18 protein-coding genes are annotated in these 22,721 nt (G+C 74.7%); 13 read left to right on the plus strand and 5 right to left on the minus strand.

The features are described 5' to 3' along the window. The first annotated feature begins 40 nt into the window (after nucleotides 1-40). The 3 genes from metH (at nucleotide 41) to AB0C78_RS01020 (ending at nucleotide 6,098) form a co-directional block, all read left to right on the plus strand. Nucleotides 41-3,655 carry a methionine synthase gene (gene metH, locus AB0C78_RS01010; RefSeq protein ID WP_360740314.1) on the plus strand — a complete coding sequence of 1,205 codons (3,615 nt, stop codon included), beginning with the start codon at nucleotides 41-43 and terminating at the stop codon, nucleotides 3,653-3,655. Nucleotides 3,656-3,771: 116 nt separating this feature from the next. Then, nucleotides 3,772-4,824, plus strand: coding sequence for a hypothetical protein (locus AB0C78_RS01015; protein WP_360740316.1), 1,053 nt, complete (start codon nucleotides 3,772-3,774; stop codon nucleotides 4,822-4,824). Between the two features lie 2 nt (nucleotides 4,825-4,826). Beyond that, a complete protein-coding gene (locus tag AB0C78_RS01020) occupies nucleotides 4,827-6,098 on the plus strand; it encodes an ABC transporter substrate-binding protein (protein WP_360740319.1) in 1,272 nt (423 codons plus the stop codon). Between the two features lie 9 nt (nucleotides 6,099-6,107). Here AB0C78_RS01020 and AB0C78_RS01025 read toward each other — a convergent pair whose 3' ends face one another. After that, complete coding sequence (locus tag AB0C78_RS01025; protein ID WP_360740322.1) at nucleotides 6,108-6,806, minus strand: TetR/AcrR family transcriptional regulator; 699 nt, start codon at nucleotides 6,804-6,806, stop codon at nucleotides 6,108-6,110. Between the two features lie 83 nt (nucleotides 6,807-6,889). Here AB0C78_RS01025 and AB0C78_RS01030 point away from each other — a divergent pair, with 83 nt between their 5' ends. The 5 genes from AB0C78_RS01030 to AB0C78_RS01050 all read left to right on the plus strand — a co-directional run bounded on the left by AB0C78_RS01030 (nucleotide 6,890) and on the right by AB0C78_RS01050 (nucleotide 13,305). After that, the gene (locus AB0C78_RS01030; RefSeq protein ID WP_360740324.1) at nucleotides 6,890-8,449 is read left to right on the plus strand and encodes an AMP-binding protein; all 1,560 of its coding nucleotides are present in this window, start codon (nucleotides 6,890-6,892) and stop codon (nucleotides 8,447-8,449) included. A gap of 146 nt (nucleotides 8,450-8,595) precedes the next feature. After that, a complete protein-coding gene (locus AB0C78_RS01035; RefSeq protein ID WP_360740327.1) occupies nucleotides 8,596-9,870 on the plus strand; it encodes an acyl-CoA dehydrogenase family protein in 1,275 nt (424 codons plus the stop codon). 5 nt (nucleotides 9,871-9,875) lie between these two features. Next, entirely contained in the window at nucleotides 9,876-10,931 is a 1,056-nt protein-coding gene (locus tag AB0C78_RS01040; protein ID WP_360740330.1) for a phosphotransferase family protein, read from the plus strand. A 65-nt stretch (nucleotides 10,932-10,996) separates the two neighbouring features. Then, the gene (locus AB0C78_RS01045) at nucleotides 10,997-12,202 is read left to right on the plus strand and encodes an acyl-CoA dehydrogenase family protein (RefSeq protein WP_360740333.1); all 1,206 of its coding nucleotides are present in this window, start codon (nucleotides 10,997-10,999) and stop codon (nucleotides 12,200-12,202) included. After that, complete coding sequence (locus AB0C78_RS01050; protein WP_360740336.1) at nucleotides 12,199-13,305, plus strand: acyl-CoA dehydrogenase family protein; 1,107 nt, start codon at nucleotides 12,199-12,201, stop codon at nucleotides 13,303-13,305. The genes AB0C78_RS01045 and AB0C78_RS01050 overlap by 4 nt, the downstream gene beginning before the upstream one ends. On the opposite strand, the gene AB0C78_RS01055 is transcribed toward AB0C78_RS01050, so the two are convergent. Then, on the minus strand, nucleotides 13,302-14,891 hold the full coding sequence (locus AB0C78_RS01055; protein WP_360740338.1) for an NAD(P)/FAD-dependent oxidoreductase: 1,590 nt from the start codon (nucleotides 14,889-14,891) through the stop codon (nucleotides 13,302-13,304). The two genes, AB0C78_RS01050 and AB0C78_RS01055, sit on opposite strands and share 4 nt — an antisense overlap. 11 nt (nucleotides 14,892-14,902) lie before the next feature. Further along, entirely contained in the window at nucleotides 14,903-15,754 is an 852-nt protein-coding gene (locus AB0C78_RS01060) for a DUF72 domain-containing protein (protein ID WP_360740341.1), read from the minus strand. A gap of 135 nt (nucleotides 15,755-15,889) precedes the next feature. On the opposite strand from AB0C78_RS01060, the gene AB0C78_RS01065 reads away from it, so the two are divergent. The 5 genes from AB0C78_RS01065 (at nucleotide 15,890) to AB0C78_RS01085 (ending at nucleotide 20,779) form a co-directional block, all read left to right on the plus strand. Next, nucleotides 15,890-16,705, plus strand: a complete 816-nt coding sequence (locus AB0C78_RS01065) for an SAM-dependent methyltransferase (RefSeq protein WP_360740343.1) — start codon at nucleotides 15,890-15,892, stop codon at nucleotides 16,703-16,705. A gap of 170 nt (nucleotides 16,706-16,875) precedes the next feature. Further along, a complete protein-coding gene (locus AB0C78_RS01070; protein WP_360740345.1) occupies nucleotides 16,876-18,582 on the plus strand; it encodes a glycosyltransferase family 2 protein in 1,707 nt (568 codons plus the stop codon). A gap of 102 nt (nucleotides 18,583-18,684) precedes the next feature. After that, the gene (locus tag AB0C78_RS01075) at nucleotides 18,685-19,419 is read left to right on the plus strand and encodes a DedA family protein (RefSeq protein ID WP_360740347.1); all 735 of its coding nucleotides are present in this window, start codon (nucleotides 18,685-18,687) and stop codon (nucleotides 19,417-19,419) included. 61 nt (nucleotides 19,420-19,480) lie between these two features. Further along, nucleotides 19,481-19,837: a BlaI/MecI/CopY family transcriptional regulator gene (locus AB0C78_RS01080; protein ID WP_151543910.1), complete on the plus strand. Its 357-nt coding sequence runs from the start codon at nucleotides 19,481-19,483 to the stop codon at nucleotides 19,835-19,837. A 6-nt stretch (nucleotides 19,838-19,843) separates the two neighbouring features. After that, nucleotides 19,844-20,779: a M56 family metallopeptidase gene (locus tag AB0C78_RS01085; RefSeq protein ID WP_360740351.1), complete on the plus strand. Its 936-nt coding sequence runs from the start codon at nucleotides 19,844-19,846 to the stop codon at nucleotides 20,777-20,779. Here AB0C78_RS01085 and AB0C78_RS01090 read toward each other — a convergent pair. Both AB0C78_RS01090 and AB0C78_RS01095 read right to left on the minus strand, forming a co-directional pair. Continuing rightward, on the minus strand, nucleotides 20,776-21,159 hold the full coding sequence (locus AB0C78_RS01090) for a BlaI/MecI/CopY family transcriptional regulator (RefSeq protein ID WP_151542997.1): 384 nt from the start codon (nucleotides 21,157-21,159) through the stop codon (nucleotides 20,776-20,778). The two genes, AB0C78_RS01085 and AB0C78_RS01090, sit on opposite strands and share 4 nt — an antisense overlap. A gap of 127 nt (nucleotides 21,160-21,286) precedes the next feature. Further along, nucleotides 21,287-22,699 carry a PLP-dependent aminotransferase family protein gene (locus AB0C78_RS01095; RefSeq protein WP_360740354.1) on the minus strand — a complete coding sequence of 471 codons (1,413 nt, stop codon included), beginning with the start codon at nucleotides 22,697-22,699 and terminating at the stop codon, nucleotides 21,287-21,289. Between the last annotated feature and the right edge of the window lie 22 nt (nucleotides 22,700-22,721).

The raw sequence follows: 22,721 nt of genomic DNA on the forward strand, positions 1-22,721 counted from the left end.
TACACGCAAGGGCGCCTCCCAACGACACGGGAGGTGGCTGGTGGGCAGGACCGAAGAGCTGCGCGGGCTTCTGGGCGAGCGGGTCGTGGTGCTCGACGGGGCGTGGGGCACGATGCTCCAGGGCGCCGGGCTCACCCCCGAGGACTACCGGGGCGACCGCATCGGCGGCGACCACGAGAAGGACGTCACCGGCGACCCCGACCTGCTGAACCTCACCCGGCCGGACGTGATCCTCGACGTCCACCGGCAGTACCTCGACGCCGGCGCCGACATCACCACCACCAACACCTTCACCGCGACGAGCATCGGCCAGGCCGACTACGGGCTGGAGGGCCTCGTCCGCGAGATGAACGTGCAGGGCGCCCGGCTCGCCCGGCAGGCCGCCGACGAGTACGGGAACCGGTTCGTCGCCGGCTCCGTCGGCCCCCTGAACGTCACGCTGTCGCTGTCGCCCCGGGTCGAGGACCCGGCCTACCGCGCCGTCACGTTCGACCAGGTCAAGGCCGCCTACGCGGAGCAGATCGCGGGCCTGGCCGAGGGCGGCGTCGACCTGCTGCTGATCGAGACGATCTTCGACACGCTGAACGCGAAGGCCGCCATCGCCGCGGCCCGCGAGGTCGCCCCCGAGCTGCCGCTGTGGATCTCGGTGACGATCGTCGACCTGTCCGGCCGGACGCTGTCCGGGCAGACCGTCGAGGCGTTCTGGCGGTCGATCGAGCACGCCGAGCCGCTGGTCGTCGGCGTGAACTGCTCGCTCGGCGCCGAGGAGATGCGCCCGCACGTCGAGGAGCTCGCCCGCCTCGCCGGCACCTACACCGCCTGCCACCCCAACGCCGGCCTGCCGAACGCCTTCGGCGGCTACGACCAGACGCCCGACGAGATGGGCGGGAAGCTCGGCGACTTCGCCGCGGCCGGCATGGTCAACGCCGTCGGCGGCTGCTGCGGGACGGGCCCCGCGCACATCGCCCGCATCGCCGAGGCGGTGCGGGGCACCGCGCCGCGCCCGGTCGCCGCGCCCGGCCCGGCGACCCGCTACAGCGGCCTCGAGCCGTTCGAGATCGGCCGGGACACCGGCTTCGTCATGATCGGCGAGCGCACCAACGTCACCGGCTCCAAGCGGTTCCGCAACCTCATCGAGGCGGGCGACCACCAGGCCGCCGTGGACGTGGCGCTGGAGCAGGTCCGCGGCGGCGCGAACCTCCTCGACGTCAACATGGACGCCGACCTGCTCGACAGCGAGCGGGAGATGACGACGTTCCTCAACCTGATCGCGACCGAGCCCGAGGTGGCCCGCATCCCGATCATGGTGGACAGCTCGCGGTGGAGCGTGCTGGAGGCCGGGCTGAAGACCGTCCAGGGCAAGGGCGTCGTCAACTCGATCAGCCTCAAGGAGGGCGAGGGGCCGTTCCTGGAGCAGGCCCGCCGCATCCGCGACTTCGGCGCCGGCGTCGTCGTCATGGCGTTCGACGAGCAGGGCCAGGCCGACACCGCCGACCGCAAGGTGGAGATCTGCGGCCGCGCCTACGACCTGCTCACGCAGAAGGCCGGGTTCGCGGCCGAGGACATCATCTTCGACCCGAACGTGCTCGCCGTCGCGACCGGCATCGCCGAGCACAACGGCTACGCCAAGGCGTTCATCGACGCGCTGCCGCGGATCAAGGAGCGCTGCCCCGGCGCCCGCACCAGCGGCGGCATCTCCAACCTGTCGTTCTCGTTCCGCGGCAACGAGGTCGTCCGCGAGGCGATGCACTCGGCCTTCCTGTTCCACGCGGTGAAGGCCGGGCTGGACATGGGCATCGTCAACGCCGGGCAGCTCGCCGTCTACGAGGACATCCCCGCCGACCTGCTCGAACTCGTCGAGGACGTGCTGTTCGACCGGCGCCCGGACGCCACCGACCGGCTGGTGTCGTTCGCCGAGAACGTCAAGGGCAAGGGCACCAAACGCGAGATCGACCTTTCCTGGCGCGAGGCGCCGGTGGAGGAGCGGCTGTCGCACGCCCTCGTCCACGGGATCGTGGACTTCATCGAGGAGGACACCGAGGAGGCCCGGCAGAAGCTCCCGCGCCCGCTCGACGTCATCGAGGGCCCGCTGATGGACGGCATGAAGGTCGTCGGCGACCTGTTCGGGTCCGGGAAGATGTTCCTGCCGCAGGTGGTCAAGAGCGCCCGCGCGATGAAGCGCTCGGTCGCCTACCTGGAACCGTTCATGGAGGCGGAGAAGGAGAAGGCGCTGGCCGAGGGCCGCGTCGAGTCCGACCGCGGCCAGGGCAAGATCGTCCTCGCGACCGTCAAGGGCGACGTGCACGACATCGGCAAGAACATCGTCGGCGTCGTCCTCGGCTGCAACAACTACGACGTCGTCGACCTCGGCGTCATGGTGCCCGCCGCGAAGATCCTCGACACCGCGGTCGCGGAGAACGCCGACGCGATCGGGCTGTCCGGGCTGATCACCCCGTCGCTGGACGAGATGGTGTCGGTGGCGACCGAGATGCAGCGCCGCGGGATGAAGCTGCCGCTGCTGATCGGCGGCGCCACCACGTCCCGCCAGCACACCGCGGTGCGGATCGCGCCCGCCTACGACCAGACCACCGTGCACGTGCTGGACGCCTCCCGCGTCGTCGGCGTCGTCTCGGACCTGCTCGACCCCGAGCGCGCCGGCGCCCTCGCGATCTCCAACGCCGAGGAGCAGCAGCGGCTCCGCGAGCAGCACGAGAAGAAGCAGCGCGCGCCGATGCTGACGATCGAGCAGGCCCGCGCCAACCGCGAGAGCGTGCCGTTCGACGACCTGCCCGTGCCCGCCTTCACCGGGGTGCGCGTCCTCGAGCCGGACCTGGACGAGCTCCGCGCGATGATCGACTGGCAGTTCTTCTTCCTCGCCTGGGAGCTGAAGGGCAAGTACCCGGCGATCCTCGACCAGCCGGTCGCGCGGGAGCTGTTCGACGACGGCAACGGCCTCCTCGACAAGATCATCGCGGACGGGCTGCTGCGCGCCCGCGGCGCCTACGCGTTCTGGCCCGCGCACTCCGAGGGCGACGACATCGTCCTGGACACCGGCGACGGGACGCGGTTCCCGATGCTGCGGCAGCAGACCGCCAAGCCGGAGGGCCGGCCGAACCGGTGCCTGGCCGACTACATCGCCCCGTCCGGCGACCACCTCGGCGGGTTCGCGGTCACCGTGCTCGGCGCGGAGGAGCTCGCCGCCCAGTTCGAGGCCGACAACGACGACTACCGGTCGATCATGGTGAAGGCGCTCGCGGACCGGCTCGCCGAGGCGTTCGCCGAGTACGCGCACCTCCAGGCGCGGCGCGACTGGTTCGAGCCGGACGCCGACCCGAAGCTGGAGGACCTGCACGCCGAGCGGTTCCGCGGCATCCGCCCGGCGCTCGGCTACCCGGCGAGCCCCGACCACAGCGAGAAGAAGGACCTGTTCGAGCTGCTCGGCGCGGACCGGCTCGGCATCGGGCTGACCGAGTCGTACGCGATGACCCCGGCCGCCAGCGTCAGCGGGCTGATCTTCGCCCATCCGTCCTCCCGGTACTTCACCGTCGGGCGGATCGGCCGCGACCAGACCGCGGACTACGCGGCGCGGCGCGGGCTCGCCCTTCCCGAAATCGAGCGGTGGCTGCGCCCGAATCTCGCCTACGAAACGGAATGAGCTGCGGCGACACCCGCGAAACTGACCTGAACCGGCCAGCCTGATAACGCGCGCGAGCGGCATTCCCGGCCGAAATGTAAGCGATATGTAAACGGTCGCGGATTACCATGGCCCGCGTGTCGGTTGCGCTGGCTGCCCGGGCGGTCCCGAGGAAGTGGAGCACCCCGCGCTGGCTCTGGACGGTGCTGGCGGCGGCCGTCGGCCTGACGGTGCTGTCCTGGCTGGCGGCGACGGCGGTGCTGGTCGGGAGCCGGTCGGCGGTGTCGTCGGTGAAGGACGGCGGCGCCCCCGCCTACGTCAGCGCCCGCACCGCGCACGCCGCGCTGTCGGACGCCGACCGGGCCGCGTGGCAGAGCTTCCGCTCCGGCGCGGCCCAGCTCATCGGCCCCGGCCAGCAGTTCCGGGACGACCTGACGACCGCGAGCGACAATCTCGCGCACCTCGCCGAACTCGATTTCGGCGGCGCCGCCGGACGCGATCTGCTGCGCGCGGTGAACGCGCAGGTCGTCACCTATCAGGGGCTCGTGGAACAGGCCGACGCCACCTATCGGGAAGGGCTCGAAAAACTCGGGTACGCCTATCTCGGCTACGCCTCCGACCTGCTGCACGGCGACGGCGGGCTGCTGTCCCGGATCGACGAGATCGCGCGGCGGGACCTGCGCGGCATCGACGGCGAGCGGGACTCGGCGTGGGCCGGCGGGGGCCTCGCGCTCGGCGCCGCCGCCGTCGGCGTCGTGCTGCTCGGCGTCCTCGGCTACGCGCAGGTGTCGATGGCGCGGCGGTTCCGCCGGCTGATCAACCTGCCGCTGGCCGCCGCCAGCCTGCTCTTGATCGGGCTGCTGGTCTGGACGTCCATGACGTTCCTGCACGTCGACCATGCCTTCGCGGACGCGTCCGACCGCGGGGTGCCCGCCTTCGACCGGACGATCCAGGCGCAGATCCGCGGCGCCGACACCGGCGCCGGGGAACTCCGCGCGGGGCGCGCCGCGCCGAAGGGCGGCGGCCTGGACGTCGCCGCCGCCGACAAGGCGCAGCGCCCGCTGGAGGCGAAGCTGTCCGACGCCACCGACACCCGCGGCCTGGACGCGGGGCTGCCGCTGCTGTCGCTGGCCGTGGCGGTGCTCGCGGCCCTCGGCGTGGGGAGCCGGCTACGCGAGTACAGGAGATGACCGTGCGACTGCTGGCACCGCTGCTCCTGCTCTGCGCGTTCACGACCGTGTCCTGCGGCGGCACCGGGTCCGGGCAGAGCGTCACCGTGCTCGGCTCGTGGACGGGCGCCGAGGGCGACGCGTTCCGCGCGATGCTGTCCGGGTTCGAGAAGAGCACCGGCATCCACGTCGACTACACCGGAACCCGCGACGCCCGCGCGATCCTCGCCAGCGAGCTGCACGACGGCACGCCGCCCGACACCGCCGTCCTCGCCACGCCCGGCGACCTGCGCACCTACGCCGCGGCCGGCGAGCTGAGGCCGGTCGGCGGCGCCCAGCAGGGCATCGGCGGCGACCTGACCGGCGCGGCCGGCCCGGACGGCGTCCGCCGCCCCTACGGCATCGTCGTCAAAGCGGCCGTGAAGGGCCTGATCTGGTACGACCCGCGGACGCTGCCGGCGGCGACGCGGGCGCGGCTGGCGCAGCCCATCGCGTCCTTCGACGACCTGGCGAAGATCGCGTCCGGCGTGGCGGCGAAGCCGTGGTGCCTCGGCCTGGAGGACACGTCCAACTCGGGCTGGCCGGGCACCGACTGGATCGAGGACGTGATCCTGCACGAGTCCGGTCCGGACGTGTACGACCAGTGGGTCTCGGGGAACCTGCCGTGGACGTCGGACCCGGTCCGCAAGGCGTGGCGGACGTTCGGGTCGGTGGTCGCCGGGACCCGCACCGGCACCGACGCCATCCTGCTCACCGGCTACGGCAAGGCCGGCGCGCCGATGTTCGCGGACCCGCCGGGCTGCCTGTTCGACCACGCGGGGTCGTTCATCACGGCCTTCTACGGGCAGACGCCCGGCCGCCCGCAGGCGGGACGCGACTACGACTTCGTCCCGTTCCCCGGCGGGCAGGCGGTCGAGATCGGCGGGGACCTGCTCGGCATGTTCCGCGCCACCCCCGCCGCCCGCAAGCTCGTCGCCTACCTGACCACGGCGAAGGCCCAGGAGGCGTGGATCGAGCGGCCGGGCAGCGGCGCGTTCTCGCTCAACCGGTCCGTCCCGCCGAGCGTGTACCCCGACCCGCTGTCGCGGCGGATCGCGCAGACCCTGGCGAGCGCGGCGACGGTCCGCTTCGACGCCTCGGACTCGATGCCGACCGTGATGGCGGCCGCGTTCGACCACGCCGTCCTGGAGTACGTCACCGACCCCACCGCGCAGCGCCTCGACCGCATCCTCCGCTCGCTGGACCAGGTCCGCTGCACGACCGGCACCGGCGCCGTACCGCCGCGCAACTGCTGACGGGCGGCGTCACGCGCCGGGATCGGCCTCCACCAGGGCCAGGGCGAGGTGGCCGAAGCGGTCGGCGACCTCGGCGGCGGTGAGCGGGCCGTCCTCGCGGAACCACACCGACACGCCCGTCGCCATCGTGAGGATGCCGCGGACGGCCTCCGACGGGTACGGCGTGCCGAACGCGCCGGACGCGGCGCCGTCGTTCACGACGCGGTGGAACATCCGCTCGTGCTTGTCGCGCTTGGCGATGAGCAGGGCGCGCTCGCGCTGCTCGATACTGTGCATCTCGCCGACGCCGAGGACCGCCTCGCGGCGCAGCTCGGTGTGCACGAGGACGTGCTCGCGGACGAGCCGGCGCAGCCGCCGGGCGGGGTCGGGCGGGGCGCCGGCCAGGACGGCCTCGCAGCGCTCGATGAGATGGTCGATGGTCCGGTGCATGATCGCGACGAGCAGATCGTGCTTGGAGCCGAAGTAGTGGTACAGCACGGCGGGGCTCATCCCGGCGCGGTCGGCGATGTCGCGGACCGAGGTGCCGTTGTAGCCCTTCTCCGACATCGTCTCGACGGCCGCCGAGATGAGGATCCGGGTGCCGGGCGTGTCGGTCGGCCGGGACAGCGCGTCGCTCGACGTGGGCGTGACGTCGGCGGTCGTGCGGTGGGCCGGGGTCCCGCGCCCGCGGGACGCGCGCCGCGGTCCGGCCCCTGCGTCGTCGTCCACGAAGATCCTCCTCTGGATTCCGCCTGCATTCCAACGTACATTCGTTCAATGCCATCCCAGCCGGCTACCGGGAGTGTGACACCGTGACCGCACCCGTCCCCGACCCGCTGGCGGCGCTGACCGCCGCGCACCCGTCCAAGACCGCGATCATCGAGGGGGACCGGCGGCTGAGCTACGCCGCGTTCAACGCGCTGGTCAACCGCTACGCCAACGTGCTCGTCGGCCTCGGCGTCCGGGCCGGCACCAAGGTCACCTGGTGCGGGCGCAACAGTACCGAGGTCGTCGCCCTGATCGCCGCGCTGCGCAAGGCCGGCGCGGTCGGCGTCCCGCTGAACTACCGGCTGAGCCCCGAGGAGGCGTCCTACGTCGTCGCGAACGCCGACAGCGCGCTGGTGCTGTTCGACGTCGAGCAGGCGCCGCAGCTGGAGCTCGCGGCGCGCGAGGCCGAGGGCGTCCGCGGCTGGCTGGCGTTCCGGAGCGGGACCGGGCAGGTGCCGGACTGGGCGTCGGACCTGGACGCCGAGGCCGCCCGCAGCCCGGAGACAGAACCGGCCGCCGCGGGCGACGACCCGGCGGCGGGCACCGCGATGTTCTACACGTCCGGGACGACCGGCAAGCCGAAGGGCGTGGTCCGCGGCCAGCCCGACCCGGAGATCGTCATCGGGCTGGTGACGGAGATCGGCTACCAGCCCGGCGACGTGTACCTGACGACCGGGCCGCTGTACCACTCCGGCCCGATGAGCTTCATGCTGATCGTCCAGCAGATGGGCGGGACCGTCGTGGTGATGCGCGACTTCGACCCCGAGCGCTGGCTGGAGCTGGTCGAGGAGCACAAGGTGACGGCGACGTTCTCGGCGCCGACCCCGATCCGCCGCGTGCTGGACTTGCCGGACGAGGTGATCGCGGCCCGCGACCTGTCGTCGCTGCGGCGGTTCATCGCCAACGCGGCGCCCTGGCCGTTCGAGCTGAAGCGCCGCTACGTCGAGAAGATCGGCGAAGGCTCGCTGTTCGAGGTGTACGGGTCGACGGAGCTGGGCGTGGACACGATCCTTCGGCCGGAGGACCAGATGCGCAAGCCGGGCAGCTGCGGGCGTCCCGCCCCCGGCATCGAGATCGCGCTGTTCGACGATAAGGGCGAGCGCGTCGAGGAGCCGCGGGTGCCGGGCGACCTGTACGTGCGCAGCAAGGCGACGTTCGACGCCTACTACAAGGCGGACCGCAAGTTCGAGGACGTGAAGCTCGGCGAGTGGCTGACGGTCGGCGACATCGCCTACCGCGACGACGAGGGCTTCTACTACATCTGCGACCGCCGCACCGACATGATCATCTCGGGCGGGGTGAACATCTACCCGGCCGAGATCGAGGCGGTGCTGACCGCGCATCCGGCGATCGCGGACGCGGCCGTCTTCGGGATCCCGTCGCAGGAGTGGGGCGAGTCCGTGCACGCCGCGGTCGTCGTGCACCCGGGCGCGGAGGCGTCCGACGCGGAGCTGGACGCGTTCTGCCGCGAGCACCTGGCGTCCTACAAGGTGCCGCGCGGGTACGACCGGATCGCCGAGGTGCCGCGCAACCCGTCGGGGAAGGCGCTCAAGCGGCAGCTGCGCGACCCGTACTGGGAGTCGCAGGAGACCAAGATCGGCTGACCGGGGGCGGCGTCCCCGGGACCGGACCGGGGGCGGCTTCCCCGGGACCGGACCGGGCGCGGCTTCCCCGGGACCGGACCGGGTGCGGCTTCCCCGGGAGCCGCCTCCGGTGCCAAGCTGGCCTGAGCAAGCGTTAGGGAGGGTGCGTGGACTTCGAGCTGCCCGCGGAGCTGACCCGGCTCCTGGCCGATCTCGACGCGTTCATCGAGCGGGAGATCGCGCCGCTGCAGGCGCAGGACGACAACGAGCGCTTCTTCGACCACCGCCGCGAGTACGCGCGGACCGACTTCGAGAACGGCGGCGTGCCGCGCCGGGAGTGGGAGGAGCTGCTCGGCGAGATGTTCCGGCGGGCGGACGCGGCCGGCTGGCTGCGCTACGGCCTGCCCGAGGAACTCGGCGGCTCCGGCGGCACCAACCTCGACATGGCGGTGATCCGCGAGCACCTCGCCCACAAGGGCCTCGGCCTGCACAACGACCTGCAGAACGAGTCGTCGGTCGTGGGGAACTTCCCGTTCGCCCACATGCTGCTGGAGTTCGGGACGGACGAGCAGAAGGAGGAGTTCCTGCGGCCGATGCTCGCCCGCGAGAAGCGGATCGGCTTCGGCCTCACCGAGCCCGGCCACGGCAGCGACGCGACCTGGATGGAGACCACCGCCGTCCGCGACGGCGGCGACTGGGTCATCAACGGCGCCAAGCGCTTCAACTCCGGCATGCACTCGGCCACCCACGACGTGGTGTTCGCGCGCACGTCCGGCGAGCCCGGCGACGCGCGCGGCATCACCGCCTTCTTCGTGCCGACCGACGCCCCTGGGTTCTCCGTCGACTTCCACTGGTGGACGCTCAACATGCCCACCGACCACGCGGAGGTCACCATCCGGGACGTGCGGGTGCCGGGCTCGGCGGTGTTCGGCGCCGTCGGCGAGGGGCTCGACGTCGCGCAGACGTTCGTGCACGAGAACCGGATCCGGCAGGCGGCGTCCGGGGTCGGCGCGGGCCAGTACTGCATCGACCGCAGCGTCGAGTACGCGCGGGAGCGGGTGACGTTCGGGCGGCCGCTCGCGACGCGGCAGGCGATCCAGTGGCCGCTGGTGGAGCTGCAGACCGAGGCGGAGATGCTGCGCGGGCTCGTCCGCAAGACGGCGTGGGAGCTGGACCGGGTCCCGCACGTGCAGATCAGCGACAAGGTCTCGATGTGCAACTACCGCGCGAACCGGTTCGTCTGTGATGCGGCCGACCGGGCGATGCAGGTGCACGGCGGTCTCGGCTACACCCGGCACACCCCGTTCGAGCACATCTACCGCCATCACCGCCGCTACCGGATCACCGAGGGCGCCGAGGAGGTCCAGATGCGCAAGGTGGCCGGCTACCTGTTCGGCTTCGCCGGCCCGAACCGGGCGGCCCGCGCCGAGGGGAAGGGCTGACGCCGATGCCGGACGCGCGCGCCGCCGACCCGGGCCCGCCGGGGATCGACGCCGAGCGGGTGGGGGAGTGGCTGGCGGCCCACGTCGGCGGGCTGGCCGCACCGGTCCGGTTCGCGCTGGTGTCGGGCGGCCGGTCCAACCTCACCTACCGGGTCACCGACGCGGCGGGCGCCGTCTACGCGCTGCGCCGCCCGCCGATGGGCGGCGTGCTGGAGACCGCGCACGACATGGGGCGGGAGTGGCGGTTCATCTCGGCGATGGCCGGGACCGCCGTCCCCGTCGCGCCGCCGCTGGCGTTCTGCGACGACCCCGCCGTGACCGGGGCGCCGTTCTACGTGATGGGGTTCGTCGGCGGGATCGTCCTGGCCGACCGCGCCGCCGCCGAGAGGCTGGTGCCCGAGGCGAGGGCGAAGGCGTGCGACGACCTGGTCGAGGTTCTCGCCGCGCTGCACGCCCTCGACCCGCACGAGGCCGGGCTCGGCGACATGGTGCGCCGTACCGGCTTCGCCGAGCGGCAGCTCCGGCGCTGGCTGCACCAGGCGCGCCAGTCGGGCGCGGACTACCTGCCGCTGCTCGTGGAGGTCCACGACCTGCTGGCCGCGGACGTCCCGCCGCAGGGCACCGGCATCGTCCACGGCGACTACCGGGCGGGGAACCTCGCGTTCGGGCCGGACGGGACCGTCCGCGCGGTGTTCGACTGGGAGCTGGCGACGTCCGGCGACGCCCTCGCCGACCTCGGCTACCTCATCTCGACCTGGCAGGAACCGGACGATCCGCCCGGCGCCGCGCCGCGCGGGCCGACGACCGTGCCGGGGTTCGCGTCCCGCGCGGACCTCGCCGACCGGTACGCGCGGCTGTCCGGACGCGACGTGTCCGACCTGCCGTACTGGGTGGCGTTCGCGCACTGGCGGTCGGCGTGCATCGGCGCCGGGGTGCAGGCCCGCTACCTCGCCGGCCACATGGCCGACGACGGCTACCTGGCGGAGGCCCGCGAGCGCGCGGCCCTGGGCGTCGAGCTGGCCGAGAAGGCCCGCGCGGGCCTGCGCGCGCACGAGATCTGACGCCCACGAGATCTGACGCGCACGAGACCTGACGAGCGGGGACGCTGACGAGTGGAGACGACGAGATGACAGAGGACTACCGCGCGAGGGTCCGCGCGTGGCTGGCCGCGAACGACCCCGGCCCCGTCGTCGGCCTGCCGCCCGACGAGCTGCTCGCCGCGGCCAAGCGGTTCCAGGCGGCGCTCTACGAGGCGGGCTTCGCCGGGATCACCTGGCCGGAGGAGGTGGGCGGGCAGGGGCTCGGCACGGCCGAGCAGCAGGTCTTCGCCGAGGAGGCCGCCGAGTACGACCTGCCGACCTACCCGTTCATCGTCAACATGGGCATGTGCGGGCCGACGCTGGTCGACCTCGGCACCCCCGAGCAGAAGAGCCGCTACGTGCGGCCCCTGCTCAGCGGCGAGGAGATCTGGTGCCAGCTGTTCTCCGAGCCGGGGGCCGGGTCGGACGTGGCGAGCCTGCAGGCGCGGGCCGTCCGCGACGGCGACGGCTGGGTGGTGAACGGGCAGAAGGTCTGGACGACGAACGCGCAGTGGGCCGACTTCGGCGCGCTGCTCGCCCGCACCGACCCCGACGTCCCGAAGCACGCGGGCCTCACGATGTTCATCGTGGACATGCACGCGCCGGGCGTGACCGTCCGGCCGCTGAAGGACATGTCCGGCAAGGCGCCGTTCAACGAGGTGTACCTCGACGACGTGCGCGTCCCCGCGGACGCCGTCATCGGCGAGGTCGGGCAGGGCTGGCGCGCGGCGATCACCATGCTCGGGCACGAGCGGGTGTCGATCGGCTCGTCGCGGCCGTCCCGCAACAGCGCGCTGACGTTCGACGCGGTGCTCGGCCTGGCCCGCCGGCAGGGCGTCACCGACGTCCCGGCGCACCGCGAGCGGCTCGCCGGGCTGTACGCGCACGAGCGCGCGCTGGAGCTGCTCAACGCGCGGATGCGGCAGGAGGCGCAGGCCGGCCGCCCGCCGGGGGCGCGCGGCTCGGTCGCCAAGCTGGCGGGCGCGCTCCAGCTGCGCCGCGCGATCGAGGTCGCCGGGGAGCTCGCCGGTGCGGACGCGGTCGCGTGGGAACCCGGCGACCGGCACGGCGACGACCTCGCGCTCGGCATCAACTCCGCGCCCGCCACCAGCATCGCGGGCGGCACCAACGAGGTGCAGCGCAACATCATCGGCGAGCGCGTCCTCGGGCTGCCGAAGGAGCCGCAGGTGGACCGGGACGTCCCGTTCCGCGACCTGAAGGTCGGCACGCAGCGGACGGAGGACGCCCGATGAGGCTCGTACTGGACCCCGAGCAGGAGGAGCTGCGGGCCACCGTCCGCAAGGTGCTCGCCGACCGGGCGCCGAGCGCGAAGGTCCGCGAGGCGATGGACTCGGCGGACGGGTTCGACCGCGATCTGTGGCGCACCCTCGGCGAGCTCGGCGTCCTCGGCCTGGTCGTGCCGGAGTCGTTCGGCGGCGCCGGCGCGGGACACGTGGAGCGCGCCGTCGTCCTGGAGGAGCTCGGCGGCGCCCTGACGCCGTCCCCGTTCCTCGCCTCGGCCGTGCTCGCCACCGACGCGCTGCTCGCCCTCGACGACGTCGGCGCCGGCGGCGACTACCTGCCGGAACTGGCCGCAGGCGGGCTGGTCGGGACGGTCGCCGCCGCCGAGGACGGCGCCTGGGACCTCGCGGGCGGCGCCACCGCGGCGGCCGAGCGCGACGGCCGCTGGGAGCTGACCGGCACCAAGAGCCCCGTGCTCGCCGGCGACGCCGCCGACCTGATCCTCGTCTACGCGCGCACGTCCGCCGGCCCCGGCTGGTTCGCGGTGGAGCGCGGCGCGCCCGGCGTCACCCGGACGGCCCTGACCGGCCTCGACCCCACGCGGCGGCTCGCCCGGATCGACTTCGCCGCCGCCCCGGCCCGCCGGCTGATCAGCGCCGACCCGGGCGCGGCGCTGGAGACCGTCACCGGCCTCGCCGCGGTCGCGCTGGCCGCCGAACAGGTCGGCGGGATGCGGCGGGCGATGGAGCTGACCGTCGACTATGCCAAGGCGCGGGTGCAGTTCGGCCGCCCCATCGGCTCGTACCAGGCCGTCAAGCACGGCTGTGCCGACATGTACAGCGCGTGGGAGCTCGCTGTGTCCGTCCTGCGCTACGCGGCCTGGACCGCCGACCATGACATCGCCGAGCTGCCCACGGCCGCCGCGCTGGCGCAGACCTACATCGGGCCCGCGTACTTCCGGACGGCGACGGACATGGTCCAGTTCCACGGAGGCATCGGCTACACCTGGGAGCACGACGCGCACCTCTACTACAAGCGCGCCAAGAGCTCCGAGCTCCTGTTCGGCCGTCCGAGCGCGCACCGCGCCCGCCTCGCCGACCAGCTCCAGATCTAGCGGCCTTCCAGGACGGCGCGGGCGGCGTTGTGGCCGGGGATGCCGCTCACGCCCCCGCCGCGGCGGGCGCCCGCGCCGCACAGCAGCAGGCGCGGGTGAGCGGTCTCGACGCCCCACCGTCCGGCGGCCTCGTCCTCCGCGTAGGGCCAGGCGAGATCGCGGTGGAAGATGTGGCCGCCGGGCAGGCCCGCGTCGCGTTCCAGGTCGACGGGCGTCTTCACCTCCAGGCACGGCGTGCCGTCCGGCGCGCGCAGCAGGCAGTCCTCGATCGGCTCGGCGAGCACGGAGTCGAAGGAGGCGAGCGTCGCGCGCAGCGCCTCGTCGCGCGCCCGCGCGGGATCGGAGCGGAACAGCCGCGCGGGCATGTGCAGGCCGAACAGCGTCAGCGTGTGCGCCCCGGACCGGCGCAGGTCCGGGCCCAGGATCGACGGGTCCGTCAGGGAGTGGCAGTACACCTCCGCCGGCGGGACGTCCGGGATCGTCCCGGCCGCCGCCTGCGCGTAGGCGGCGGAGAGCCGATCGCGGCCCTCGTTGATGTGGAAGGTGCCGCCGAACGCCTCCTCGGGACGGACCGACGGGTCGCGCAGCCGGGGCAGGCGGGCGAGCACCATGTTCACCTTCAGCTGCGACCCCTCCGGCGGGTCGTGCGAAGGCTCGCCGAGGAGCCGGGACAGCACCGCCGGAGGCAGCGCGGCGAGGACCCGGTGCGCGGTCACCGCGTGCTCCGCGCCGTCCTCGTCGCGGAAGGCCACCTCTCCCGACGACGGGTCGATCGCGAGCACCTCCATGCCGGTGCGCAGGTCCGCGCCCGCCGCCCGCGCCGCATCGGCGAGCGCCGCCGTCACCGCGCCCATGCCGCCGACCGGCACGTTCCAGTCGCCGGTGCCGTTCCCGATCACGTGGTAGAGCAGGCAGCGGTTCGCGAGCAGGGACCCGTCCGCCGGGTCGGCGAAGGTGCCGATCAGAGCGTCGGTCAGCACGATCCCGCGCACCGTGTCGTGCCGGAACCGCTCGTCCACCGACGCGCCGATCGGACGCTCGAAGAACGTCCGCCATGCCTCGTCGTCGCCGACCGCCGTGCGCAGGGCGGCGCGGTCGGGGAGCGGCTCCAGCAGGGTCGGCGCGACTCGCTGCGCGACGTGCCCGGCCAGGCCGTAGAACCGGCGCCAGGCGGTGAAGTCGCGGTCGTCCCCGGTGACGGACGCGAACGACGCGGCGGTGCGGGCGCCGTCGGCGCCGTCGACCAGCACGCCCGTGTCACCCGACGGGGTGTAAGAGGCGAACCGGCGGCGCCGCAGCTCGACCGGCAGCCCGAGGTCCCGGACGATCTTCGTCGGCAGCAGGCTGACCAGGTAGGAGTACCGGGAGACCCGCGCGTCCACGCCGGGGAACGGCCGCGCCGACACCGCCAGCCCGCCGAGGTGCGGCAGGCGTTCGAGCACGAGCACGCGCCGCCCGGCGCGGGCGAGGTAGGCGGCGGCGACGAGGCCGTTGTGGCCGCCACCGGCGACGACGACGTCATAGGCGGGCACCGTGTCATAAGCGCGCAGGGTGTCGTGGGAGGGCACCGTGTCATGGGCGGGCACCGGTCATCCCTTCAGAAGAGCGTCGGGGGCTCGGCCGGGACGGGCTCGGAGAGCGGCTCAAGCTCGGGCACGAGGGCGCGCACCTCGTCGTGGAAGCGGCGGGCCAGCGGCAGAGCCTCGGCGTTGTCCGGGGTGTGCACGAACACCGTCGGCGAGCGTCCCTCGCGCAGCCAGCCGGCGACCTTCTCCGCCCACGGCCGCCAGCCCTCGACCGTGCGGTCCGTGTCGTCCCGGCCGAGGTAGCGGACGACGGGCCGGTCGGTCAGGGCGGGCGCCCGGCGCGGCACGCGCGGCTTCTTCGTCCACGCGTCCCGTTCGGCGTCGCTGGTCGGCGGGCTCCGGAACAGCACGGTCGTGTCGAACGGCACCCACTCGGCCCCGGCCCCGCCGAGGACCCGCATGAGGTCGCGGGCGGCCCCGCCGTCCTCGAAGAAGGCCCGGTGCCGGACCTCGGCGGCGTACCGGTACGCAGGCGGCATGCCGCGCAGGAACGCCGCCAGCGCGCCAAGGTCGTTCGGGCCGAACGCGCCGGGCAGCTGGATCCAGAGGGCGTGGACGCGGGGCCCGAGCGGCTCGATCGCGGCGAGGAAGGACCGCAGGTCCTCGCCGGGGTTCGCGAGCCGCCGCTCGTGCGTGATCGCCTTCGGCAGCTTGAGCAGGAAGCGGAAGTCCGGCGCGGTCTGCCGCGCCCACGACTCGACCGTCGCCCGCGCGGGCGTCGCGTAGAACGTCGTGTTGCCCTCCACGGCGTTGCACCACGACGCGTAGGCGCGCAGGCGCTCGGCCGGGGCCAGCGGATGGGGCAGGAACCGACCCTGCCACGGCGCGTGCGCCCACATCGCGCATCCCACATGAAGCCGCATGGACGCGACGTTATCGGAGCCGGGACGGGCGCCGGCCCGCCCGGTAACGAAACGGGGAAAGATCGTTCCTCCCGGGCGGCGTCAGGGGGCTGACGACTAGTGTGATCGCACAACATGAGCGGAAGGCGGTGGCCGGTGAGCGGTCCCGAGCAGGCGCCGGCGGGGGTCGACACCACCGTCCCGAGCGTCGCGCGGATGTACGACTACTACCTGAGCGGCAAGGACAACTACCAGGTGGACCGGGACGCCGCGGAGAGGGTCATCGCGGCCAGCCGGGAGAGCGGCACCGACATCCGGGTCGCGGCGCGCGACAACCGCGGCTTCCTCGGCCGGGCCGTGCGTGCGCTCGCCGAGGCCGGCGTCCGCCAGTTCCTCGACATCGGCGCCGGGCTGCCGACCCAGGAGAACGTGCACCAGGTGGCGCTGCGCCACGCGCCCGACTCGCGCGTGGTGTACGTCGACAACGACCCGATGGTCCTCGTGCACGCGCGCGCCCTGCTCGCCGACAACCCGGCGACGGCCGTCGTCGACGGCGACCTGCGCGACCCGGCGAGCATCCTGGAGCATCCCGGGGTCGCCGCCCGCATCGACTTCGCCGAGCCGGTCGCCGTCGTGTTCTGCGCCGTGCTGCAGTTCGTGCCGGACGACGCGGAGGCCGCGGCGATCGTCGGCGCGTTCCGGGAGCGGTGCGCCGCCGGGAGCCACCTCGTCGTCTCGCACCCGTTCCCGGGCGAGCGCCCGGGAGAGGCGTTCGACGAGATCGGCGACGTCTACACCACGACGTCGTCGCGGTCGTTCACCCTGCGCGGCCGGGCCGCCGTCGGGCGGCTGCTCGCCGGCACCGAACTGCTGGAGCCGGGGCTGGTCCCGGTGCAAAGCTGGCGGCAGGACGACGTCCCGCCCGACTTCACCGTCCCCTCCTACCTCGGCGGCGTCGGCCGCGTCGGCTGACCGCCCGGCGGTCCCGCCAGACCGGCCCCGCGCCGACGTCCCGCGCCGACGCCCCGCGTTCGCGGCGGGGTGTCGCGGCGCTTACGTTCCGATAACCCTCGGCCTCCTAACATCCGGCCAGTGGCCTGTTCATCTGCCGGTGATCCGCTCGGGGCGAGGAGGTGGGCCGGGTGCTGCCGGATCCGGACGTGACCGTCGTCGTGGTCGCGCGCGGCGGCCCGCAGGGGCTCGCCCGCTCCGTCCGCTCGGCGCTGGAGCAGTCGCTGCCCGGCGTCGAGGTCGTCATCGTGGACGAGGCGGGCGGCGCGCCAGCCGCGCGCGCCACCGCGCGGCTCGTCGCGGGCGCGCGGGACCGGGTGCGGGCGTTCGCGCTCCAGGAGCGGTCGGGCGGCGACGGCCGGGCCCGCAACCTCGGGCTGCGCTACGCGCGCGGCCGGTACGTGATGTTCCTCGACGCCGGCGACACCCTCGACCCGCACGCCTGCAAGACCATGGTGACCGCCGCGGCGCAGGCGGGCGCCGACCTCGTCGCGGGACGCTCCGTCCAGGCGTCCCGCGACGGGGAGCGGACCCGGTTCCCGCACCTGTACGGGGAGCGGCGGCTCCATTCCTCGATCGCGGACGCCCCGGAGCTGCTGGACGACGCGATGGCCGCCGACAAGTGCTACCGCCGCGCGTTCCTGGAGCGGCAGGACCTGCGGTTCGCGTGCCGGCTGCGGCACGCCGACCTGCTGTTCACGGCCGCCGCGTACGCGGCCGCCCGGCCGATCGCCGTCGTCCCCGACCGGGTGCTCGACCGGTCCGCGGACCGCGCGGGCGTCCCGCCGACCGACCTCGGCGACTTCGCCGACCGGCTGGAGATCCTCCGGCGGACCGGCGCGCTGCTCCGCGCGCGGGGCGCGGAGGCCCTCGCGCGCCGGGTCGAGATCCGGTTCGCCGGGCGGGTGCTGCCGCGCTGCCTGCGCGAGCTGCGCGGCCGCGAGCCCGGCCACCGGGACGCGTTCGTCGAGCTGGCCCGCGGCTACCTCGCCGAGCTGGACGAGACGCTCCTCGCGGACGCCGGGCGGATCCCGGCGATCGCCGCGCTGATGGTGCTGGAGGGCGACACCGCAGCGGCGATGGCCGCCGCCGACTACGCGCCCCGCGGCGCCGGAAGGCCCGTCCTCGCGATCGAGCCCGTGGAGCGGGACGGGCGGGTCTACTGGCCGGGCGCCCACCTCGGCACCCCGCTCGGCCGCCGCGTCCTCGACATCACCGACCTCGGCCTCGCGAGCGCCCCGCTCGGCGCGCTGCGGCTCGGCGGCGAGGTCACCCGGATGCGCCGGGTGGGCCGGGCGCTGCACGTGTCCGGGACCGTCGCCAACCCGCTCGGCCGCCTCGGGCCCGGGACGGGCCTCGACGGCGTCCTGGAGATCCGCGACCGGCACCGCGACGGCCGGGCGTTCGAGGTGCCGGTGACCGTCGGCGCGCGCAACGGGGAGATCACCTGGGACGCGGTGTTCGTCCCGGACGCCGTGATCCGCCCGACCGGCCTCGCCGACCGGACCTGGGGCCTCTGGCTGCGGCTGCGCGCGGGCGCGAGCACCGTCGAGGTCCGGCTGACCTCGGACGGCACCGCGCACCGCGGGCTGGTCCTGCCCGTCCGGCCCCGGCTGACCCGGGCCGCCGGCGACCGGCTGGAGGCCTACGTCGCCCCGACCGGCGAGCTCGCCCTGCGCGTCGCGGCCGAGGGGTGGCCCGCGCGGGCGGCGCTGCCCGCGCTGCGCCGGGCCCGCCGGTCGCGGCTGCGCCCGGCGGCCCGCCGCCGCACCGGGCCGCCGGGAGATCGGCTCGGGGATCCCGCTTCCGGCCCGCCGGCCCGCCCCGCCGTGCGATGATCATCGGGTGCGACGCGGTCGCGACCCCCGTCTACAAGCGTGTAGATTTCGGGGACGCCGGACCGGGCGCGGGCCCGGTCCCTCCTGAACACGGGGGATCCCATGATCGACGCCTTCGGCGCGCTGCCCGCGGCGGTGAACCCGCTGGACGCGGGGTCGCTGCTGGCGGCCTTCGGCGCCATCGGCATCGCCGTGGTGATGTTCGCCGAGACCGGGCTGCTGATCGGCTTCTTCCTGCCGGGCGACTCGCTGCTGTTCACCGCCGGGCTGCTGTGCACGGCGAGCTCGCACGGCGACACCCGGCTGTCGCTGCCCTGGGTGATGCTCGCGGCCGCGTTCGGCGCGCTGGCCGGCGCGCAGACCGGCTTCGTCATCGGGCGCCGCGGCGGGCGCGCGCTGCTCGCCCGCACCCGCAACCGGCACCTGCTGGAAGGGGTCCAGCGGGCGGAGGAGTTCCTCGCCCGGTACGGGCACGGCAAGGCCATCGTGCTGGCCCGGTTCGTCCCGGTCGTCCGGACCGTCCTGAACCCGCTGGCCGGCGCCCTGGACGTGCCGACCAAGGTGTTCACGGTCTGGCAGATCGCCGGTGGACTGGTGTGGAGCCTCGGCCTGGTGCTCGGCGGCTACCTGCTCGGCTCCTCGATCCCGAACGTCGACCACTACCTGCTGCCGGCCGTCGGGGTGATCGTCGCGCTGTCGCTCGTCCCGGTCGCCCTCGAACTGCTCAAGGCGCGCCGCAAGAACACCGGCTCCCGGGGACGGGGCCCCGGGGACGCGGTCCAGGCGCCGCCGCGCCGCCCGGCGGGCACCCGCGGCGCGCACCGGCGGGTGAGGTGAGCGCCCCGCGTGCCACACTGGGGTGCGAAGGGCGGTCGGAGGGTTTCACGAGGGGGCGCCCATGACCGGCGGACGCAGGGCGGCGGGCGCCCTGGAGTCGGAGATCATGACCGTGCTGCAGCAGGCCGGGGAGCCGCTGAGCCCGGCGGGGGTGCGGCAGCGCCTCGACGGCGACCTCGCCTACACCACGGTCGTGACGATCCTGACCCGCATGCACGGCAAGGGGCTGCTGGTCCGCGGCAAGTCCGGCCGCGCCTACCGGTACGCGCCGGTCAGCGACGAGCCGGGGCTCGTCGCCCGGCGCATGTACCAGGCCCTCGACGGGCGGCCCGACCGCGCCGCCGTCCTCGCGCGGTTCGTCGAGTCCCTCTCCGACCAGGACGAGCGGCTGGTCCGCACGCTGCTCGGGAGCGGGTGAGCGGCCATGGACCTGGACGGCCTGCTGCCCCTGGTGGTGCCCGCCGTGATGGCCCTCGCAGCCGGACCGCTGTCGGGACGGCTCCCGCCGCGCACCGCGACCTGGCTGCTCACCGCCACCGCCGTCGTGCTGGCGCTCGCGAGCACCGCGACGCTGGCCGTGCTGGCGCTCGGCGGGACGCTGCGGCTGCCGGTGATCGCGGCGCTCGGCCACCTGTCCGAGCACGTCCTGCACCACGACCCGCAGACCAGCCCGATCGTGGCGACGGTGGCGGGCCCGGCGCTGGCCGCGAGCCTCGCGGCGGCCGGCTACGCCGCGGCGGGACGCATCCGGGCCCTGCTGGCGGGCGCGCGGGCGGCCCGTGACCTGCCCGGCCGGGAGATCGTCGCGGTGGTGGAGGACGACGCGGCGGACGCGTTCGCGCTCCCCGGCCGGCCCGGCCGCGTCGTCGTGTCCACCGGGATGCTGGCGATCCTGGACGAGGCGGAGCGGCGCGTCCTGCTCGCGCACGAGCGCGCCCACCTGTCCGGGCGGCACCACGTCTTCCGCGCGCTGGTCCACGTCGCGACCGCCGCGAACCCGATGCTGTGGCCGCTGCGCGGCGCCGTCACCTTCACGACCGAGCGGTGGGCGGACGAGCGGGCCGCCGCCGGCGCCGACCGCGAGCGCGCCGCCCGCGCGATCGGCAAGGCCGCCCTCGCGCACAACCGCCGCCCGGGCCTCGGGCACGCCGCCGCCCTCGGCATCGGGCGGGTCGCCGCGCTCGGCCGCCGCCGTCCCGGGCCGCTGCCGCGCCGCGTCGCCGCGCTGCTCGCGCCCCCGCCGCCGCACCGCCGGTGGCTCGTCGTGGCGACGGCCGCGCTGGTCGTCCTGTCGGTGTGGGCCGCCAACGACGGCGCGCTCGACCTGCACCAGGTGATCGAGCACGCGCAGACCCGCTAGCGCGCCTCCGGCGGCCGGGGGCGCTCCAGCAGGTCGCGCAGGAGCCGCTCGTCGCTCTCGTTCAGGTCGGAGACGAACCGGGCCAGCACCCCGGGGCGCTCGTCGCCGCTGCGGTCGAGCTCGGTGTGCATGCGGTGCGCGGTGAGGGCCGCGGGGTCCTCGACGACGGCGCTGTAGGCGTAGGTGCGGCCGGCGCGGACCCGGCGCAGCAGCCCCTTGGCGTGCAGGCGGCCGAGGATCGTCGCGACCGTCGTGCGGGCCAGGCCGTCGCCGAGGGCGGCGCGGACGTCCCGCGCGGTCAGCGGCCGCGCGGCGGCCCAGATCGTCTCGAGCACCGCCGATTCCAGCTCGCCCGACGGGCGGCGCGCTGCAGAGGTCACGGACAGAAGTCTGTCACAGGACGGCCGAAACGACCCCGAGACGGACGCGGCGGACCGCCCCGAATGACCCGGACACGGCGGACGTCGCGGACGCCGAGTACGGCCCGGACGCGGCGGGCCCGATGGGTCAGCGGGGGGTGAGTAGGTCGCCGACGGCGGCGATGCCCGCGCGCACGGCCCGCTCGCCGGTGTTGCCGAATCCGAGCACGAGCTGGAGCGGGGCGTCCGAGCCGTCCGCGCGGCACATGCTCATCCCGTGCAGGCCGACCCCGCGCGCGCGGGCCGCGTCCACCACCGCCGCCTCCCTTTCGGGGACGTCGAGGTGCGCGACGGCGTGGAAGCCGGCGTCCAGGCCCGTCACCCGGACGCCGGGCGCGTGCTCGGCGAGCGCCGCGAGCAGCGCCGCGCGGCGCGCCGCGTACACCGCGCGCATCCGGCGCAGGTGCCGGTCGTAGCGGCCCGACTCGACGAGCCGGGCGAGCGCGAGCTGGTCGAGCGCCGGGGAGCCGCGGTCGCTCAGCAGCTTGTACTCCACGATCGCCGCCGCGAGCGAGGGCGGGGCGAGCAGCCAGCCGAGGCGCAGCGCGGGCGCCAGCGACTTGCTGACCGTGCCGATCGACACGACCCGGTCGGCGGCGAGGCCCTGCAGAGCGCCGACCGGCTCGCGGTCGTAGCGGAACTCGGCGTCGTAGTCGTCCTCGATGATCACGGCGTCCCGGTCGGCCGCCCACGCGATCAGCTCCAGGCGCCGCCGCGGCGCCATGACCACGCCGGTCGGCCACTGGTGCGCCGGGGTGACGACGACGGCGCGGGCACCGGTGGCGGCGAGCGCCCGCACGTCGACGCCGTGCTCGTCCACCGGCACCGGCACCGCGTCCAGCCCGGCCCAGGACGCGGCGGCGCTGGTGGAGCGGGGGCCGCCGGGGTCCTCGTAGGCGACCGTCCGGACCCCGGCGCGGGCCAGCGCGCCGAGCGCCAGCACCAGCGCCTGGGCGTGGCCGGAGCAGACGACGATCCGCTCCGGCTCCGCGGCGGCGGCCCGGACGCGCCGCAGGTATCCGGCCAGCACCTCGCGCAGCGGCATGGCGCCCGCCGGGTCGCCGTAGTCGAGCGCGGCGGTCGGGATCGCCCGTCCCGCCTCGCGGACCGCCCACAGCCAGTCCGCCATCGGGAAGGAGCCGAGGTCCGGCACCCCGGGACGGAAGTCGGCGATCAGCCGGGCGGGCGGCGGAACGGGCCGCGGCGGCTCCGTCGGCGCCGCGGGCGCCGCCCCGGCCGCGACGCGGGTCGCCGAGCCGCTCCGCGTGACGAGGTACCCCTCCGCCTGGAGCTGGGCGTAGCACTCCTGGACCAGGCCGCGCGAGATCCCCAGCGTCCGGGCCAGCTCCCGCGAGGACGGCAGCCGCTCGCCGACCCGCAGCCGTCCGCCCCGGATCGCGTCCCTGACCTGGCATTCCAGCTGGGCGCGCAGCGGTTCGCCGGACGACCGGTCCAGCGGCACCAGTAGTTCGGGAGACGAACCGGACCACTCCAGCGGCATGGAAGTGGAGCTTATCGGCGGT

The sequence above is a fragment of the Actinomadura sp. NPDC048394 genome (assembly GCF_040651755.1).
GTDB lineage: Bacteria > Actinomycetota > Actinomycetes > Streptosporangiales > Streptosporangiaceae > Spirillospora > Spirillospora montaniterrae.

Bases quoted from the DNA above. Each gene is read 5' to 3' on its own strand.
- AB0C78_RS01040 (WP_360740330.1), top strand. From the start codon at position 9,876: ATGCCGGACGCGCGCGCCGCCGACCCGGGCCCGCCGGGGATCGACGCC.
- AB0C78_RS01045 (WP_360740333.1), top strand. From the start codon at position 10,997: ATGACAGAGGACTACCGCGCGAGGGTCCGCGCGTGGCTGGCCGCGAAC.
- AB0C78_RS01050 (WP_360740336.1), top strand. From the start codon at position 12,199: ATGAGGCTCGTACTGGACCCCGAGCAGGAGGAGCTGCGGGCCACCGTC.
- AB0C78_RS01060 (WP_360740341.1), bottom strand. From the start codon at position 15,754: ATGCGGCTTCATGTGGGATGCGCGATGTGGGCGCACGCGCCGTGGCAG.
- AB0C78_RS01075 (WP_360740347.1), top strand. From the start codon at position 18,685: ATGATCGACGCCTTCGGCGCGCTGCCCGCGGCGGTGAACCCGCTGGAC.
- AB0C78_RS01080 (WP_151543910.1), top strand. From the start codon at position 19,481: ATGACCGGCGGACGCAGGGCGGCGGGCGCCCTGGAGTCGGAGATCATG.
- AB0C78_RS01085 (WP_360740351.1), top strand. From the start codon at position 19,844: ATGGACCTGGACGGCCTGCTGCCCCTGGTGGTGCCCGCCGTGATGGCC.
- AB0C78_RS01095 (WP_360740354.1), bottom strand. From the start codon at position 22,699: ATGCCGCTGGAGTGGTCCGGTTCGTCTCCCGAACTACTGGTGCCGCTG.